The organism is Priestia megaterium NBRC 15308 = ATCC 14581, assembly GCF_000832985.1.
Taxonomy (GTDB): domain Bacteria; phylum Bacillota; class Bacilli; order Bacillales; family Bacillaceae_H; genus Priestia; species Priestia megaterium.
Genome location: NZ_CP009920.1, coordinates 189,807 through 204,421, shown reverse-complemented (window position 1 = coordinate 204,421; position 14,615 = coordinate 189,807). Strand labels below are relative to the sequence as shown.

Genomic DNA, 14,615 nt, shown 5'->3' with positions numbered 1-14,615 from the left:
TTTTCAGTACATATACACGTATTAACATTTACTTTAAATGTATCGAAAAGGAGCGAGGTTATGTTACAGTCAGTTGAGCTTGCAGGAACAGCGGTAAAGCTAATGCCGCTTGAAAAAATACATGAACAAGAATTATATGAAGCTGCAAAACCGAAAGAAATTTGGGAGCATCTCCCGATAAAAGTTCATAGTCTAAGTGATATGAAACGGCTGATTGAAAGTGCTTTAAAAGCCAAGCAAGAGGGAAGAGAGCTGCCTTTTGCTGTGTTTGATATAGAGTCACATTCAATTTTAGGAAGCACAAGATTTTTAGATATATCACTTCCCAACAAAAGCGTAGAAATAGGGTGGACGTGGTATCATCCATCCGTGTGGCGCACCCGGGTTAATACGGAGTGTAAGTATTTATTGTTGAAATACTGTTTTGAAGAGCTGAAGCTTCACCGCGTTCAATTCAAAACGGATGTGCGAAACAATAGGTCCAGAGCTGCTATTAAACGGTTAGGGGCTACCCAGGAAGGCATCAGCAGAAAACATATGGTTTTACCTGATGGATACGTACGAGATTCGGTTATCTTCAGTATAATTGACAATGAGTGGCCGTTTGTCAAAAAGCGACTAGAAAGTTTTTTACATGCAGCCAGTCAGGGAAATAAAGAAAATGCCAGCAATTAATGGCATATAAAGATAAAAAGCACAAGCTATAGCTTGTGCTTTTTATCTTTAAAGAGCTTCTTTAATAATTTTTTTATAGTAAAGAACAGATAAAATACCAAAGATAGAGTAGAGTGCCGTATAGACAATCATGACAATAATCATTGGTGTCCAAACCTCCGTTCCAAACAAGAACCAGCCGGATTGCACGGCAAAATAGCTGTGAAGCAAGCCTACGATTAAAGGTATGCCGAAATTAAAGAGCTGCTTTATTTTAATGCCTTTTAATAAATCTTGTTCGGTGAAGCCGAGCTTTCTAAGAATTGTATAGTTCGGCTTTTCATCTTCACTTTCGTCCATTTGTTTAAAATAAAGAATGCAGCCCGATGTAATTAAAAATGCCAGTCCTAGAAAAGCAACAATGAACATGATTAGACCCATATTTTGTTTTTGACTCGCTGCCATTTCTATACGTGAGTTATTTAAGCTATTATCGCTGAATTTCATCTCTCCGAAAAGCTCATTTGCTTTTGGTAGGTCATCTTCTTTTGATATATCTATTCCAGTGTAGAGAGAAGATTCTTTTTGAATAGAAGGATCTGCGTCTTGTTTAAACTTATTAAATATGGAATTATCAACAATCGCAGTAGGTAAACCGCCTCCTGTAAAATAAATAGGTAGAAGAAACTTTCGATTTAATCCTACAAACTTTTGTGGAATTACTTTTTGCTTACCTTTTAGCTCAATACGCCCTGAATCTTTAAAGGCCATTGTTTTTTGAAGCATATTATTATAGCCGGTAAACAAGGTTTCGTTTGGAGCTACATCTACACCACTAACGGATTTTTCACTAATCATTGGAATCGTCATAGCGGACGAGTCCACCATTGGACTTTCCAAATCATTTTCTAGAATGTTTTTTACGTTTGCTTTTACTTGGATGACGTCGATCTTTTTTTCCGTGTAGGCTATTTTCTTTCGATCCAGCGCGGCTTTAAACGAAGCAGCGTCTTTTGAATTATTGATAGCAAAATCATTAGGTACATAATCTCCGGCCGACTTTTCAGCAGAGTAATAGGAAATGTAGCTCAAGCATAAAAAACCGATAGCAAGAGCGGATACAGTCGTAATAACCGTTAGTAATAACGCGTTTGATTTCATCCGAAACATAATGGAAGAAAGAGATAATACGTCGTTAATCGTCAAGTAGCCATTTTTGCTTTTTCGCATGAGATTTAATAGAAAACGAACGGAGCCTTTATAAAACAAGTAAGTACCTATGATAACTAAAGCTAAAATAGATATCATGGCGATTGCTAAAGCATTCATGCTTGTAAAAGATCCATCAAACAACTTGGCAGAAATATAATAGCCTGAAGCGATAAAAATAATGCCAAGAATTCCAATAATAATTTCAAGTATACTGATTTTTTTTGTTTTGCCTTCTGTCGATGAAGTAACTCGGAATAAAGCCAAAATGGTCTGTCTTTTAATAAAAAGATAGTTCATCGTCATAATCAGCAAATAAATAGCGCCGAACACAATCAGCGTTTGAATCAAGGCTTCTTCAGAAAAATGAAGTTTTGCGATACCTTTGGTGTCCGTAATTTTAAATAAAATCATAATGATTACTTTTGAAAACGAAAACCCAATTAAAATGCCGACAATCAGCGAGCTAAAGTACAGCATAAAATTTTCAGCGGTCAAAATACGGAAAATTCTTGTTTTGGTCATGCCAATTAGCTGAAATAAGCCAATTTCTTTACTGCGCCGCTTAATAAAAATCGTATTTGCATATAATAGAAAGATAGAAACGATGGCTACAAGTAAAACAGAAGCGGCCCGAACCGCTGCGCCTCCTTTAATGGAACCTTTGGTTGCATCAAGAGCCGGATCATACTGCAGCGTTACAAAAGCAAAATATAAAGCTGCGCTGAACATCAGCGCAAAAACGTATAAATAATAGTTTTTTACATTCTTTTTGAAGTTTCGGAAAATCAGCTGATTAATGTTCATGTTGAACTCCGCCTAGCACGCCTTGAGTTTTCATAATATCGTCAAAAAAGGCTTTTTGCGTTTGATCCCCTTTGTACAGCTGCGTATAAATTTGTCCGTCTTTTATAAAAATGACTTTGCTGCAATAGCTGGCTGCCACTGGGTCATGCGTTACCATCACAATACTTGCACTTCTTTTGTCATTAAGATCGGTCAGTTTGTTTAACAAATCGCTGGCTGCTTTTGAATCAAGAGCACCTGTGGGTTCATCAGCAAAAATCATGCTTGGCTCATGAATAAAGGCTCTTGCAGCGGAAGTACGCTGTTTTTGTCCCCCGGAAATTTCACTTGGATATTTGTCTTTCAGCTCATAGATGCCGAGCTGTTTGGCCAGCGCATCAAATTTTTTGTGAGCTACTGCTGAAGGAGTTTTTGCAACAGAAAGAGGCAAGAGGATATTTTCTTTCACTGTCAGCGTATCGAGCAAGTTATAGTCTTGAAAAATAAAGCCTAAATGTGTTTTTCGGAAGTTTGCTAACTGCTTTTCTTTCATTCTGCTAATTTCATTTCCTTCGATTTTGATGGTTCCGCCGTTGATTTTATCAATGGAGGAAAGCACGTTCAGAAGAGTCGTCTTGCCTGAGCCTGAAGCGCCCATAATTCCTACAAATTCTCCTTTCATAATCGTAATGTCTACGCCTTTTAATACTTCTTGTCTATTAAATTTATTTCCGTAGCTTTTATGAATATTAGTTGCTTCTAATATGTTCATATGTACTCACTCCTTTGATCTGATACGTTTATTATAAAAAAAGGGACTTTCGTTTTCCTTTGATTCACCGAACAAATAACGAAAGCATGTGACATTTTTGTCACATGCTTTTCATATCCACAAAATCATTTGATTTAGGAAAGGCAAGTGTAAAAGTTGTGCCTTCATTAAGAGCAGACTGCACGCCAATATGAATCGAAAGAGCGTGCGCCGCTTTTTGAGCGAGATACAGACCCATGCCTGTAGCGCGGCCGTCTTCATGCTGCGTAGTTGAGGTGAAACCTTTCTCAAAAATGCGCGGCATATCTTGAGGAGAAATGCCCCGTCCGTTATCTTTTACCTCGATGTATACTTGACCGCGGTGCTCGTAGCTTCTAATCATCACATCAGATTCTTCACTGTACTTAACTGCGTTTGTTAACAGCTGTCTCATAATAAACGAAAGCCACTTTGCATCACACAGTACACGTTCTGCCTGTAGGTCCACATCAAACCCAATATTTTTTTGCATGCACCAAGCTTGCAGCGTTTTGATTTCAGTGAAAATAAGGGACTCTAAATCCAGATGTTCAATATACATATCATTTTGGATAAAGAAAATGCGCTTTTGATGCAGCTGTTGATCAAGTAAAAAATGAATACGTAGCCACTCGAACGTCAAGTTTGCTTTAACTTCTCGATTTTCTAAGCGTTCAATTATTAAATGCATCGCAGTTAACGGCGTTTTAATTTCGTGAATCCAAGCTAACAGTTCATCTTTTTCCTGCGTCACGTACAGCTGAGTCTGCACGCCATCTTTTTTCGCTTGTTCTAATTGTTGCATCAGATTTCGCTGAACAATCTTTTCAAAGGGGCGCAGCGGATGAGAAAGAGTAGAAGAATCAAAGAAATCCTCTTCATCTTTTAACCCTTGATAAAATTTCGTTTCTTTATGATAGCGGAAGACGCAAAAAATAAGAAAGACAATTGATGATATAAACACGATATAAAGAATCGAAGACACAGGAATGGAGCTATCAATATAAGCGATAAAAAGCATAAAAAGATGCATCATAAAAAAGAAAAGAATCCAGCTTAGACGCTCGCGAATAAAGAGTTTAATCATAGCGTTCCTCTTCAATCGCTACGTAGCCTTGGCCGACTTTTGTTTCAATAAAAGTTCCCAGTCCAATTTCATCTAATTTTTTTCGCAGGCGATTGACGTTTACCGTCAGCGTATTATCACTGATAAACCGTTTATCTTCCCACAAACTATTAATCAGTTCATCTCGACTTACAATCGTATTCTTTTTTTGTATTAGGCATTTTAAAATAAAGATTTCATTTTTGGTTAAATCAATAGCTGTAGATTCGGTTGATATTTTGTTTTTTTCATAATCAATCGTAGCTCCTTGCCATGAAAGAAGGTTTACTTGTTCAACGCTGTAATTATACACGCGGCGGAGAAGGGCCTGTATTTTTGCTACAAGCACATCAAAATGAAACGGCTTTTGCACAAAGTCGTCTGCTCCAAACTGCATAGACATTACCATATCAGAAGGATGATCACGTGAAGATAGAAAAATAATAGGGATTTTTGAATGAGAACGAATCATTCTGCACCAGTGAAATCCGTCATATTTCGGCAGCTGAATATCCATAATAACTAAATCAGGTTTTACCTCGCTAAACTCCTGCATAACGTTACTGAAATCACGGATGCCGTAAACATCATAAGACCATTGCTCCAACCGTTCTTTCAGTTCGTTAAACAGCGTTACATCGTCTTCAATTAAAAGAAGTTTAAACAATAACACGTACCACGCTTTCTGTTTTTATACTTATTTTATAGCAATATCCTTTTATTTACCATATGTGATAGTAGATTCACCAGCGTTCTTTATAAAATGTGAAAGAATAGCTTTCGACGAGCATAGTTTATAAACATATATTGAACTCTAGTGAAAAAAGGAGAGCTGTTATGAAAGCAATGGTATGTACAAAGTATGGTAAACCAGATGTTCTTCAGCTTGAAGAAGTGGAAAAGCCTATTCCAAAAGAGAATGAAATACTGATAAAAATTCATGCCACCACGGTCACATCGGGCGACTGCAGAGTGAGGAGCTTTAACAGTCCACTGCTGTTATGGCTTCCAATGCGAATAGTTTTAGGATTACGGAAGCCTAGAAAATCAATACTAGGCGTAGAGCTGGCCGGAGAAGTAGAGGACGTCGGAAAGAACGTAACGCGTTTCAAAAAAGGCGACCAGCTTTTTGCGATGACAGGCATGAAGTTCGGAGGATATGCGGAATATATCTGCTTACCAGAAAAGGGGACGATAGCCGTAAAGCCAGAGAATGTAACCCATGAAGAAGCCGCCTCTATTTCTTTCGGAGGCACGACGGCGCTGCATTTTTTTAGAAAAGGAAACATTCAAGCCGGGCAAAAAGTGCTTATCTACGGTGCTTCAGGTGCTGTAGGAACTGCCGCTGTACAGCTTGCGAGCTATTACGGAGCTGAAGTGACAGGCGTGTGCAGTGCTAAAAATAGTGAACTAGTAAAATCTTTAGGAGCAGATTACGTCATCGACTACCAAAACGAAGATTTTAATAAAAAAGAAGAAAGATATAATCTTATTTTTGATGCTATTGGAAAAATCACAAAAAATCAGTGCAAGGGAGCGTTAGCCTTAAATGGACGCTTTGTTTCAGTCGAAGGGCAAGGAATTGCCAAAGTGCAGACGGAAGATTTATTACTTCTTAAAAAGCTGATGGAAGAAGGGAGGATAAAATCAGTGATTGATAGATGCTACTTTTTAGAACAAATTCCAGAAGCTCATGAGTATGTAGAAACCGGACATAAAATAGGGAGTGTAGTTGTTACGTTAAAAAATTTAAAAAGAGAATCTCTATAGAGGATTCTCTTTTTTTACGATATTAAACTTTACTCTCCTCCTTTAATCCAAAGTTCAAGCGGAAGTCCTACAAGATTCTTTCCGATCCATTCTCTGGCAATATTATTAGAAGGACCCATAGCAATGCCCGCTCTGGCATCTCGAAACAAGCGTTCAATAGGGCCTTTTTTATAGCCGTATCCGCCGCTTACATCCAATGCAATTCGCGTTGCTTTGTTGGCTACTTCTGAAGCATGAACTTTAAATTCAGTCAGCGGAAGGGTAAGAACACCCTGTGCTTTTTGTTCAGCTTGTAAAATATCAAGCTGTTCTGCCAAGTCAATTTGCCATGGTTTGGTGCTTTCAATGAGGACTTTTGCTTCGGCAATCTGCTGGCGAATGACTTGATAGTCGCTAAGCTGGTTATTAAAATCGCGGTGAATCGTTCGCGTTGCATGGTTAACCGCAAGCTCTAGCGCATGTTCCGCTACGCCAAGCCAAGCAGAACCAAGGCCAATTAAATAAATAGGGGAAACGCCGTTTAAGACGATTTCTTTCCCTGTTTCTTCACTGCCTAGAAGATCTTCTTTTGGCACGTGTACATTTTTATAAGAAATCGGACCGCTGTGATTGCCGCGAACGCCCAGCGCTTCCCATGGACTTGCGGTGATGCCGTCTGATTTTCCATCTACAATAAAAAAGCTAATATCCGTTGCTTCTTGTGCTTCAGGACTGCGTGTTTGGACGATATAAAAATCAGCTTGCCCGGCGCTCGTAGTAAAGGATTTGTCAGCATTAACTACATAATCTTCGCCATTTCGCTGCGCTTGACTGAAGTTGTACCACCAGTGTCCTCCTGAGGCTTTTTCACTTGTAGAGTACGTACCAATCAGTCCTTGGTCAATTGGTTGCAACCAGCGTTTCTTTTGATCGTCGTTTCCGTACAGCGTAATAGTTTGAATTGCTCCGACATGCATCACGTAAACCAAAGCAGTGGAAGCACAAGCTTTTGCAATTTCTTCAGCTACAATCGCAAAAGCCACGTGATCAAGTTCTAAGCCGCTGTATGCCTTTGGTACAAGAATGTTTCCCCAGCCGGCTTTAATAAGCGCTTCTAAATTTTTTCGTGGAAAAACGCCTTCTTCATCTGTAAGGGCTGCATTAGGCCGGATCACTTCATCTACAAGAGAAGTGATTTTCTCGCGGATGGACGCGTAATAAGCGCGCGTTGATTGATTGTATAAAGGACGTGCAGAAACTTCGACTGACATAACATACCTCCAAAAATTTTAATGTTTGTTACGATAAACTATTTATAATGCGCCCGCTTTTTCTTTTAGCTCCTGTTCTTTTTGTCTTACGAGCGGAATGATGGTTTCGCCAAACGTTTTGATTTCTTCTTCATAATGTAAAAAGCCTGTCAAAATAATATCCACGCCGATTTTTTTCAGTTCGATAATTTGATTGGCGACTTGTTCGGGCGTTCCGATAAGGCCAGTTCGAAAGCCATCATTGTACTGAACTAAGTTTTCAAATGAAGAGTTTGCCCACATGCCTTCACCTTGAGGAGAAGCTTTTCCCGCAAATTGCACTTGACTTTCAAACCCTTCAACGGCCTCTTTATCCGCTTGTAGCACAATTTCTTTTAGCACTTGTTTTGCTTTTTCTTCTGTTTCACGGACAATGACAAACCCGTTCACACCGAATTGAATATCACGGCCGTTTGCGTTTGCTTTTACATCTTCAATTTGGTTTTTTAAGTTTTCAATCGAGTTGCCGTTCATGAAATAAACGTCTGATACTCGGCCTGCCATTTCACGGGCTGCTTTAGAGTTTCCTCCTTGAAATACTTTTGGCGGCTGAAGAGGCTTTGGTTTTAACGGTGCGTCATTTAATCGGTAAAAGTCTCCTTTGAACGTAGTCGTTTCGTTTTTCCATAGCTCTCGAAGCACGTTAATAAATTCTTCAGAACGGCGGTAGCGCTCATCATGATCTAGCCATGGTTCGCCGTAGCCGTTAAATTCGCCTTTAAACCAGCCGCTTACAACGTTCACTGAGACGCGTCCGCTGCTGATATGATCAATAGTCGAAATAATTTTAGCAAATACGCCGGGATGCCATAGCCCCGGAAGAACTGCTGTAATAATGTTGATTTTTTTAGTAGTGGCGGCCAAAGCAGAAGCGAGAGTCGCAGCTTCTAGTTGATTTTCAGCTCCGTAGCTTGCAAAAAACCTAGTTTGCAAGAGAACATAATCAAAGCCCACCTGCTCGGCAATTCGCGCATACCGGCTGTTCGCTTCAAATGACCACTCTGTTTTTTGAGGAATGTTGGAAATGACAAGACCTCCGCTTACGTTCGGAGCCCAATAAGCAAATTGCAAACTCATATGTAACGCCTCCTTAGTTAAATAGTGAAAATAAATGAGCTGGGTTAAACATTCAACTCCTTAAATGCCAAAGGCTCTTATCTCGCTTCAAGTTGAAGAGAAGATAAGAGCCTTCAGTAGCCTGACAGGCAGTATGGATGCTGAATGTACATATAGTTATATCACCGGTTATTCCGATAGTCAAAATGAGTTTTAAGAAATTTAAAAAGAATGAAATCGTAATTAAGTTTAGTTAAAGAAAGAAGAGATCATTTATTTTAACTAAAAACAAACTTGACTTATAGGAATAGTGAGTATACTATTCAAATAAGCTAAATAAATGAGAGGTCAACAGCTATTTTGCTCTAAATAAATAGCCGTTTAAAAACAATCGACCAGACGACTGGAGATGCTTTGAACAATCAAAGCATCTCTTTTTATTTGTCGTAAAAAGGAGGAAGTATACGTTGAGTGAAAAAAGAAAGCTAAAGCTAGGAGCAAATATTAAAGGCCTTGGAAATACGACGGATGGATGGAGACATCCGGACGCAGAGCCTGATGCGAGCATTAATATTGAGTTTTATAAGAAACAAGCGCGTATATTGGAAAAAGGACTGTTCAGCTTTGTCTTTATTGCAGATGGATTAGCCATATCTGAAAAGTCTATTCCTCACTTTTTAAATCGTTTTGAGCCAATTACGCTGCTGTCAGCTCTCGCTGCTTCTACGAGTCACATCGGACTAGTCGGGACGATTTCAACAAGTTTCAGTGAGCCTTTTACAATCGCTCGTCAGCTGATGTCTCTTGATCATATAAGCGGCGGGAGAGCGGGATGGAACGTAGTTACTTCTCCGCAAGAAGGGGCAGCGCGCAATCACAGCAGAGGATATCTTCCTCATCACAGCGAGCGATACGAAATTGCAAAAGAGCATCTCGATGCAGTAAAAGGACTGTGGGATTCATGGGAAGACGATGCTTTTATCTATCAAAAAGAAACCGGGCAGTTTTTTGATCCAAAGAAAATGCATACGCTTGGATTTAAAGGTAAACATTTTCAAGTTCAAGGGCCGTTAAATATTGCTCGTTCAAAGCAGGGACATCCGGTTGTGTTTCAAGCAGGTTCATCAGAAAGAGGAAGAGAATTCGGAGCAGAGAATGCCGATGCGATTTATACAAATGCACATACACTAGAAGAAGCGCGGGCATTCTATCAAGATATGAAAAATAGAGCAAAAAATCACGGAAGAAATCCCGAAGAGCTTCTCATTTTTCCAAGTATTGATTTAATTATAGGAGATAGCGAGGAAGATGTAGAAAGAAGATATAGAGAGCTTGCCGCTTTAATTCCAATTGATCATGCCATTACATATCTATCTCGTTTTTTTGATGACTACGACTTTCATCAATTTGACGTAGACGCACCGTTTCCAGAGTTAGGGGATATCGGAGCCAATGCCTTTCAAAGCACGACAAATAAAATTAAACAAGCGGCGGCTGCTCGCAAGTTAACGTTAAGACAAGTGGCGCTTGAAACAATATTGCCGCGTTCGCCGTTTTCAGGGACACCTGAACACGTTGCGGATGAAATGCAAAAATGGCATGAGCAAGAAGCAGCGGATGGATTTGTGCTTCGTCCTTTTATGAGCGAGACGTTTCATCAATTTGTGGAAAAAGTGGTGCCTATCTTACAGGAGCATGGGCTTTACGACACTTCATATGAAAGCGATACGCTGCGCGGAAATTTAAATCTCTCCGTTCCAGCCAATCGATATAGTCAAACAAAGGGGGAGTTTGTTTATGACAGTCAAATCAATCAGTGAATACAGCGTCACAGAAAGCTTAAAGAAGCAGGTAATTGAGTGGAGAAGACATTTTCATCGCTATCCTGAATTATCGTTTCAAGAGCATCGAACGGCTCAGTACGTTGAAGATACGCTTCGTTCGTTTGGAAGCTTTATCATTACGCGTCCTACACCAACAAGCGTGGTGGCTAGATTAATAGGAAAAGAGCAGGGGAAAGTAGTTGCGATTCGAGCGGATATGGACGCGCTGCCGATTGAAGAAGAAAACACGTTTGCATTTGCTTCTGTTCATAAAGGCGTGATGCATGCATGCGGACATGACGGTCACACGGCTATTTTATTAGGAGTAGCTTCTGTTCTTTCTCAGTTAGGAAATGAATTTAAAGGAGAAATTCGCTTGATTTTTCAACACGCAGAAGAGCTGCTGCCGGGAGGAGCGCAGGAGCTTGTGAAAGAAGGCGTGGTGGAAGGGGTGGATTACGTAATTGGTACGCATTTGAATTCTGGTCTTCCCGTCGGAGAAATCGGCGTGCTTGCAGGTCCTATGATGGCTTCGCCTGACACGTTTAACATATCGATTAAAGGAAAAGGAGGACACGCCGCAGCGCCTCATGAAGCAGTTGATGCTATCGTTGTAGGAGCGCAAATTGTGACAAACCTTCAAACGATTGTTTCAAGAACGACGAATCCAATCGATAAATTAGTCGTATCGGTTACACAATTCCACGGTGGAACTACGCACAACGTACTTCCTGATAAAGTGGAGCTGAACGGAACCGTTCGCAGCTTTGACGCGGCTCTGCGAGAAAAAGTTCCGGCACAAATTGACCGTATCGTCAAAGGACTAACAGAAGCCTACGGTGCAGAGTACACCTTCACATATGAAAAAGGCTATCATCCTGTCATTAACTCTAAAGAAATTACGCGTTTAATTGAAGAAACAGCTATCGAAGAATATGGAAAAGAACGGGTTAAAACGCTGTCTCCTAAAATGGGAGGAGAAGATTTTTCAGCTTACCTGCAGGAAACGGAAGGGGCGTTTTTTAACATTGGAGCACGAAATGAAGAAGAAGGCATCGTATACCCTCATCATCATCCGAAGTTTACGGTAGATGAAGACTCGCTTGAAATTGGCGTAAAGATGTTTTTGCGCATAACAGAAAAGCTGTTGGCTCGTTAAAAAAAGAACAAGAACCTATTTGGTTCTTGTTCTTTTTTATGTATCCTTACTTCGTATCTTTATAATTCGTCGCAAAACCTGCTGCAATTAAACCAATTAAACCCAGCACTCCTACAATGACGGTTATGACCATTACGTTCACCTCAGTCGCTCTTAATAATACGCTTTCAATTGTTTAATTTTACCATGAATCTTCATATGAAAGAAGCTTTTCTTTTAAAGGCTCTAGCTTTTTAAATTTTTGATCATAGCTTTGCCGTTTTAACATGTCGTTGGTTATTATCAGCGCATCTTCTTTACGCCCTGCATACAAGTAAGCTTCAATGACTTCGTCAAATCCTTCTGAGTAAGGGAATTTTTCATATTTTGCTAGCTTAAATGAGGCATCGTAGTGTTTTGTTGCTTCTTCGTATTGCTTTAGTTTTAAAAGCATACGCCCATTTGCTAAATGTAAATCAGCTCGTTCTAAATCGGTAAGGGTATGGAGTTCGATCCCTTGATTGCGTATATCAAGAGCATCTTCATATCGCTTTTTTTCTTCTAGCTCAAACGCTTTCTCATAAAAATGGTCAAACTTCGTTAGAGATCTTCTTGATTTATAGAACTTGTAAATGCCGTATAGAATTAAAAGCAGTAACCAAAGCAACTCGTTCAGCTCTCTTTCTTTATGTATAATATTTATATTAAAGGAAATTAAATTCAATTGATAGATTTATGAAAGACGCTTGGAGGAATACGATGGTCATCAACCAGCAAATCTATAATGTAAAAGGACTTCAGTACATCATTCGTTCAGCTGACACCAGCGATGCACACGAACTGTCTCACCTTAGAGTTCAGCTAGACGGAGAAACGGAAAACTTAGATCGTGAACCAGGGGAAGGATGTATGGAAGAATCCGATTTTAAAAAACTTATTCAACGTGACACAGAAAGTAAACGAAACTTATTTTTAGTAGCAAGCGTACATAATGAAATCGTCGGATTTTCAAGGTGCCAAGGCAACGAATTGAAACGATTTTCTCATAAAGTAGAGTTTGGCGTGTGCATCGCAAAAGAACATTGGGGATACGGAATTGGCAAAGAGCTTTTACAGCAGTCCATACTGTGGGCAGATAGCGCGGACATGAAGAAAATGACGTTAAATGTGTTAGAGACCAATAAAAAAGCGATTGATTTATATACAAAGTTCGGGTTTGAAATAGAAGGAGTATTAAAAAATGATAAGGTGCTGTCTGACGGCAAGTACTATAACACGGTAGTGATGGGGCGCTTTGCATAGCCTTTTACGAGTATGTATTTTATCGACCTTTAACAAAAAACACCTTCAAGCACACTGCACTTGAAGGTGTTTTCCGTTTTTACTAGGATTATAGCTAGTGATAGACCTCACTTTTTTTACTAAAGCTTTTATCGCTTTCAAATTCTTGCTCTTCTTCTTTTTCGACATCTGTGCCAATAGGCTCCCACTTAATAAGAATCGTCGCGATCAGCCCAATAACGGGAACGATTGTAAGAACCAGAAACGTCGTATAGATCCCGCCAATTGAAAGGACAACCGGAAATAAGTAAAAACCTAAAATACTGCCAATACGCGTTGTTCCTTGCCCCCATCCAGAGCCTAGCCCTCGCAGTTCAGTCGGGTAAGAAAGAGTAGCCATCGTCATCCCTTGCGCTCCGGGTCCAAAAGATTGACCGAAAATAAATAAAGCAATAAATAAAATTGGCAGCGCAATAAAATGTGTATCGCCTGTGAGCCCCATCAGGACTAAGCTTAAAGAACAAATGGTATAGCCTGTAATGGCAAGCTTTCTTATACCGACTTGCTCAGTTAGCCGTGATTGTGTAAAGCCGCCAATAATCCCAAATAAATTAAAGAAAAGAGTACCGATAATTGCATAAATCATTCCTTTGCCAAAAATAAGCGTAGAAATGGTTGGGATATAGAAGCCAACGGCAAAGTACTGCATACTTTGAGTAGCCGTAATGATGGAAGCTAGAAATGTCCGAGCCCGATACTTCCCTTGGAAAATAGCTTTGTAAGACAGTTTTTTTGAACGAGATAATGGTTCTTCTTTTGCATTTTTAGCCACTGTGACTTGTATGTCATAGGTTTTCTCTAACACTTTGACCGCTTCTTTAAGCGGAAGGTGATGAGCGGCCCACATCGGACTTTCATCCATGTAGCGGTAGCGCAAAATTAGCACGATTAGTGCAGCAACAGCTCCAAATCCTACCGACCAGCGCCAAATATCTTCATGCTGCCCAAGCAGATAAAAAGGGAGAACAACAAGTCCAGTAACAGTTGCAGCCACATACCACAGGGGACACCACAAGTTCACGTATTGACCTTTTTTCTTTAAATTGCTGAACTCTGCAATAAAGCTGAGCGCTACCGGAACATCTAGCCCTACGCCTACGCCCATTAAAAACCGAAAGATAAACAACCAAACTAAATCAGTTGCTAAAGCAGCGCCAAGAGCGGAGAAGACCATAAAAAATAAATCAATTAAAAACATTTTGTTGCGGCCGAATTTGTCCGTGTAGTATCCTCCTACAGTGGCTCCTAACAAAGCGCCAAGGGCCATAATAGCTGTAAGACTTCCAAGACCGGCAGGAGAAAGGTTAAACTGTTCTTTTAACTGATCAGCTCCAATTCCAAGACTGGTAAAGTCATAGGCATCGACAAAAATGCCGCCTAACGCTACTAAAATGATTTTCCAGCTTTTAGAGGTAACTGGATTTGAATTAACAAAGTTGATAATGTCTTGACGCGATTGAATTACGTGTGGTTGAGCACTTGCCATACTTGACCTCCTTATCGTATTACATATAATTCAGGAAACAAAAAGGCTCTCATTCTTTTTAAAAGAATAAGAGCCTCCAGTTGTCTGGTCGGTTTTTTTAATTCCTATACGTTTAGTGAGATTAATTTACCAAAAAATTCATAGAGTTGTCAATACGAGATACGAACA

The 14,615-nt window shown here is 39.8% G+C and carries 13 protein-coding genes; 5 read left to right on the top strand and 8 right to left on the bottom strand.

Annotated elements, in window-relative coordinates; genetic code table 11:
• The first annotated feature begins 60 nt into the window (after positions 1-60).
• Complete coding sequence (locus BG04_RS01620; RefSeq protein ID WP_034650358.1) at positions 61-675, top strand: GNAT family N-acetyltransferase; 615 nt, start codon at positions 61-63, stop codon at positions 673-675.
• A gap of 48 nt (positions 676-723) precedes the next feature.
• On the opposite strand, the gene BG04_RS01615 is transcribed toward BG04_RS01620, so the two are convergent.
• The 4 genes from BG04_RS01615 to BG04_RS01600 all read right to left on the bottom strand — a co-directional run bounded on the left by BG04_RS01615 (position 724) and on the right by BG04_RS01600 (position 5,211).
• Positions 724-2,670, bottom strand: a complete 1,947-nt coding sequence (locus BG04_RS01615; RefSeq protein ID WP_034650361.1) for an ABC transporter permease — start codon at positions 2,668-2,670, stop codon at positions 724-726.
• Positions 2,660-3,421: an ABC transporter ATP-binding protein gene (locus BG04_RS01610; RefSeq protein WP_034650363.1), complete on the bottom strand. Its 762-nt coding sequence runs from the start codon at positions 3,419-3,421 to the stop codon at positions 2,660-2,662. Before BG04_RS01610 ends, BG04_RS01615 begins: the two co-directional genes overlap by 11 nt.
• 100 nt (positions 3,422-3,521) lie before the next feature.
• Positions 3,522-4,526, bottom strand: a complete 1,005-nt coding sequence (locus tag BG04_RS01605; protein ID WP_034650366.1) for a sensor histidine kinase — start codon at positions 4,524-4,526, stop codon at positions 3,522-3,524.
• Positions 4,519-5,211: a response regulator transcription factor gene (locus tag BG04_RS01600; RefSeq protein ID WP_034655065.1), complete on the bottom strand. Its 693-nt coding sequence runs from the start codon at positions 5,209-5,211 to the stop codon at positions 4,519-4,521. Before BG04_RS01600 ends, BG04_RS01605 begins: the two co-directional genes overlap by 8 nt.
• Positions 5,212-5,381: 170 nt before the next feature.
• Here BG04_RS01600 and BG04_RS01595 point away from each other — a divergent pair, with 170 nt between their 5' ends.
• Positions 5,382-6,314 carry an NAD(P)-dependent alcohol dehydrogenase gene (locus BG04_RS01595; RefSeq protein WP_034650369.1) on the top strand — a complete coding sequence of 311 codons (933 nt, stop codon included), beginning with the start codon at positions 5,382-5,384 and terminating at the stop codon, positions 6,312-6,314.
• A gap of 29 nt (positions 6,315-6,343) precedes the next feature.
• Here the strand turns inward: BG04_RS01595 and BG04_RS01590 are convergent, their stop codons facing one another.
• Together BG04_RS01590 and sfnG are read right to left on the bottom strand one after the other, a co-directional pair.
• Positions 6,344-7,564: an acyl-CoA dehydrogenase family protein gene (locus tag BG04_RS01590; protein ID WP_034650371.1), complete on the bottom strand. Its 1,221-nt coding sequence runs from the start codon at positions 7,562-7,564 to the stop codon at positions 6,344-6,346.
• Positions 7,565-7,606: 42 nt separating this feature from the next.
• Positions 7,607-8,680 carry a dimethylsulfone monooxygenase SfnG gene (gene sfnG / locus BG04_RS01585; RefSeq protein WP_034650374.1) on the bottom strand — a complete coding sequence of 358 codons (1,074 nt, stop codon included), beginning with the start codon at positions 8,678-8,680 and terminating at the stop codon, positions 7,607-7,609.
• Between the two features lie 446 nt (positions 8,681-9,126).
• On the opposite strand from sfnG, the gene BG04_RS01580 reads away from it, so the two are divergent.
• Together BG04_RS01580 and BG04_RS01575 are read left to right on the top strand one after the other, a co-directional pair.
• Positions 9,127-10,479 (top strand): LLM class flavin-dependent oxidoreductase, encoded by a 1,353-nt coding sequence (locus BG04_RS01580; RefSeq protein WP_034650377.1) that lies wholly within the window; start codon positions 9,127-9,129, stop codon positions 10,477-10,479.
• Entirely contained in the window at positions 10,457-11,641 is a 1,185-nt protein-coding gene (locus BG04_RS01575) for a M20 family metallopeptidase (protein ID WP_034650381.1), read from the top strand. The genes BG04_RS01580 and BG04_RS01575 overlap by 23 nt, the downstream gene beginning before the upstream one ends.
• Positions 11,642-11,822: 181 nt before the next feature.
• Here the strand turns inward: BG04_RS01575 and BG04_RS01570 are convergent, their stop codons facing one another.
• Positions 11,823-12,287 carry a hypothetical protein gene (locus BG04_RS01570; protein ID WP_034650383.1) on the bottom strand — a complete coding sequence of 155 codons (465 nt, stop codon included), beginning with the start codon at positions 12,285-12,287 and terminating at the stop codon, positions 11,823-11,825.
• Positions 12,288-12,379: 92 nt separating this feature from the next.
• Between BG04_RS01570 and BG04_RS01565 the strand changes: the two genes are divergently transcribed.
• Positions 12,380-12,922, top strand: a complete 543-nt coding sequence (locus tag BG04_RS01565; protein WP_034650384.1) for a GNAT family N-acetyltransferase — start codon at positions 12,380-12,382, stop codon at positions 12,920-12,922.
• 94 nt (positions 12,923-13,016) lie between these two features.
• On the opposite strand, the gene BG04_RS01560 is transcribed toward BG04_RS01565, so the two are convergent.
• A complete protein-coding gene (locus BG04_RS01560) occupies positions 13,017-14,447 on the bottom strand; it encodes an MFS transporter (protein WP_028409344.1) in 1,431 nt (476 codons plus the stop codon).
• Between the last annotated feature and the right edge of the window lie 168 nt (positions 14,448-14,615).